The 3,331-nt window shown below is 63.9% G+C and carries 2 rRNA genes; both read left to right on the top strand.

The window, feature by feature from the left end:
• Positions 1–10 precede the first annotated feature (10 nt).
• Positions 11–1,520 (top strand): 16S ribosomal RNA (locus tag G7Y49_RS11785).
• Positions 1,521–1,858: 338 nt separating this feature from the next.
• Positions 1,859–3,331: ribosomal RNA gene (locus tag G7Y49_RS11780) — 23S ribosomal RNA — on the top strand; the annotation flags it as partial.

The following is a 3,331-nucleotide window of genomic DNA, read 5'->3' as shown; positions in this document are numbered from 1 at the left end:
GCCCCGCCTCCGAACGGAGAGTTTGATCCTGGCTCAGGATGAACGCTGGCGGCGTGCCTAACACATGCAAGTCGAACGGTTAAGCCAACTTCGGTTGGGCATACAGTGGCGAACGGGTGAGTAACACGTGACCAACCTGCCCCCCGCGCCGGGACAACCGCCGGAAACGGCGGCTAATACCGGATGAAGCGGAGAGCCCGCATGGGCCCTCCGCCAAAGCTTTAGCGGCGGGGGATGGGGTCGCGGCCCATTAGGTAGACGGCGGGGTGACGGCCCACCGTGCCCGCGATGGGTAGCCGGCCTGAGAGGGCGATCGGCCACATTGGGACTGAGATACGGCCCAGACTCCTACGGGAGGCAGCAGTGGGGAATTTTGCGCAATGGGGGAAACCCTGACGCAGCAACGCCGCGTGCGGGAAGAAGGCCCTCGGGTTGTAAACCGCTTTCAGCAGGGAAGACCTAAGACGGTACCTGCAGAAGAAGCTCCGGCTAACTACGTGCCAGCAGCCGCGGTAATACGTAGGGAGCGAGCGTTATCCGGATTCATTGGGCGTAAAGCGCGCGTAGGCGGCCGCCTAAGCGAAGCCTCTAACCCCGGGGCTCAACCCCGGGCCGGGCTTCGAACTGGGCGGCTCGAGTGCGGTAGGGGCAGGTGGAATTCCCGGTGTAGCGGTGGAATGCGCAGATATCGGGAGGAACACCGACGGCGAAGGCAGCCTGCTGGGCCGCGACTGACGCTGAGGCGCGAAAGCCGGGGGAGCGAACAGGATTAGATACCCTGGTAGTCCCGGCCGTAAACGATGGGCGCTAGGTGTGGGGGGATCGTCCCCCCGTGCCGCAGCCAACGCATTAAGCGCCCCGCCTGGGGAGTACGGCCGCAAGGCTAAAACTCAAAGGAATTGACGGGGGCCCGCACAAGCAGCGGAGCATGTGGCTTAATTCGAAGCAACGCGAAGAACCTTACCAGGGCTTGAAGTGCGCCTGAAGCCGGGGAGACCCGGTGGCCGAGAGGAGGGCGCGCAGGTGGTGCATGGCTGTCGTCAGCTCGTGTCGTGAGATGTTGGGTTAAGTCCCGCAACGAGCGCAACCCCCGCCCCGTGTTGCCAGCATTCGGTTGGGGACTCGCGGGGGACTGCCGGCGTCAAGCCGGAGGAAGGTGGGGACGACGTCAAGTCATCATGCCCCTCATGCCCTGGGCTGCACACGTGCTACAATGGCCGGTACAGAGGGCTGCCACCCCGCGAGGGGGAGCGAATCCCGCAAAGCCGGCCCCAGTTCGGATCGCAGGCTGCAACCCGCCTGCGTGAAGTCGGAGTTGCTAGTAATCGCGGATCAGCACGCCGCGGTGAATACGTTCCCGGGCCTTGTACACACCGCCCGTCACACCACCCGAGTCGTCTGCACCCGAAGCCGCCGGCCGAACCCCCTTGGGGGCGGAGGCGTCTAAGGTGTGGAGGGTGAGGGGGGTGAAGTCGTAACAAGGTAGCCGTACCGGAAGGTGCGGCTGGATCACCTCCTTTCTAGGGAGACCCTAGATTCTGAAAACAAAAATCTCACGGAGGGAAGAAGCGCCCGCCCCATGTACCCCAGCATCCGGCCCCCAGGGCCCCGCGCCCCGGGCACCTTGACACCTGCATAGCGCGCGGCGCGGCGGCTGTACCAACAGCTGGACCGTGCCGCGGACATGATACTTGCAACCACATCAACTGACATTCATGCAGATCGCATGGGTTCGGATGGGTGGTTCGCATCATGGACATAAGCACTATTTTCCAGATCGCAAGCGTATGCTTGAGAGAACATACCAAAACATCAGACGCGGGGCCCGAAGGGGCCCCGCGCCCGAAGGTGATTCAGCGATGAAGATACCTAGGGCGCACGGCGGATGCCTTGGCACAGGAAGTCGACGAAGGACGCGGCAAGCTGCGATAATCCGCGGGGAGGGGCACACACCCTTTGATCCGCGGGTCTCCGAATGGGGGAACCCAGGCAGGGCCATGCCTGCCTACCCCTCCCTGAACAAGATAGGGGAGCGGGGGACAACCCGGGGAACTGAAACATCTAAGTACCCGGAGGAAGAGAAATCAACCGAGATCGCGGGAGTAGCGGCGAGCGAAACCGCGCAAGCCCAAACCCATGCGCGTGTAAGCGTGCGGGCGTTGCCGCATGGGGGTCGTGGGAGCCGCACCCGGGGGGCCGCATACCCCGGCGGGGTCACAAAGCAGGTTCGGAGCGGAACGGCATGGAAGGGCCGGCCGCAGCGGGTGAGAGCCCCGTACGCGAACCGTTCCTGCCCCCGAGCGGACGTCCCGAGTAGGCCCGGGCAAGTGCAACCCGGCCCGAAGCTGGGGGGACCACCCTCCAAGGCTAAACACTCTCCTGTGACCGATAGCGAACCAGTACCGTGAGGGAAAGGTGAAAAGCACCCCGGGAGGGGAGTGAAACAGCACCTGAAACCGTGCGCCCACGAGCAGTCGGAGCACCCATTGCGGTGTGACGGCGTGCCTTTTGTAGAATGAGCCAGCGAGTTGCGCCGTGCGGCGAGGCTAAGCTTGGAAGCGAGCCGCAGCGAAGGCGAGTCTTTAAACGGGCGACCATTGAGTCGCGCGGCGCAGACGCGAAGCCGGGTGAGCTACCCATGGGCAGGCTGAGGCGGGGGTAAGACCCCGTGGAGGGCCGAACCCACTTCGGTTGAAAACGGAGGGGATGACCCGTGGGTAGGGGTGAAAGGCCAATCAAACCCGGAGATATCTCGTTCTCCCCGAAATAGCTTTAGGGCTAGCCTCGGGCGTTCTCCGTCGGCGGTAGAGCACTGGATCTCCGAGGGGGCCTCACCGCCTACCGACGAGAGCCAAACTCCGAATGCCGGCGGATAAGAGCCCGGGAGTCAGAGCATGTGGGCTAAGCTGTGTGCTCGAGAGGGAAACAGCCCAGACCGCCCGCCAAGGCCCCCAAGTCCGTGCTGAGTGGCAAAGGATGTGCGTCTGCCCAGACAACCAGGATGTTGGCTTAGAAGCAGCCATGCATTCAAAGAGTGCGTAACAGCTCACTGGTCGAGTGGACATGCGCCGACAATTCACGGGGCTAAGCACGGCGCCGAAGCGGCGGACTGTATATTACAGTGGTAGGGGAGCTCTCCGAGGGCGGCGAAGCGGCCGGGCGACCGGCCGTGGAGCGCTCGGAGGTGAGAATGCTGGCATGAGTAGCGAGAGCAGGGCGAGAAACCCTGCCGCCGTGAGCCCAAGGGTTCCTGGGGAAGGCTAATCCCCCCAGGGTCAGTCGGGAGCTAAGGCGAGGCCGCAAGGCGTAGCCGATGCGCAGCGGGTCGACA

This window comes from Adlercreutzia sp. ZJ242 (genome assembly GCF_011038995.1).
Lineage (GTDB): Bacteria > Actinomycetota > Coriobacteriia > Coriobacteriales > Eggerthellaceae > CAAEEV01.
Note: the sequence above shows the minus strand (reverse complement) of the source record. Positions and strands in the feature narration are given on the sequence as shown.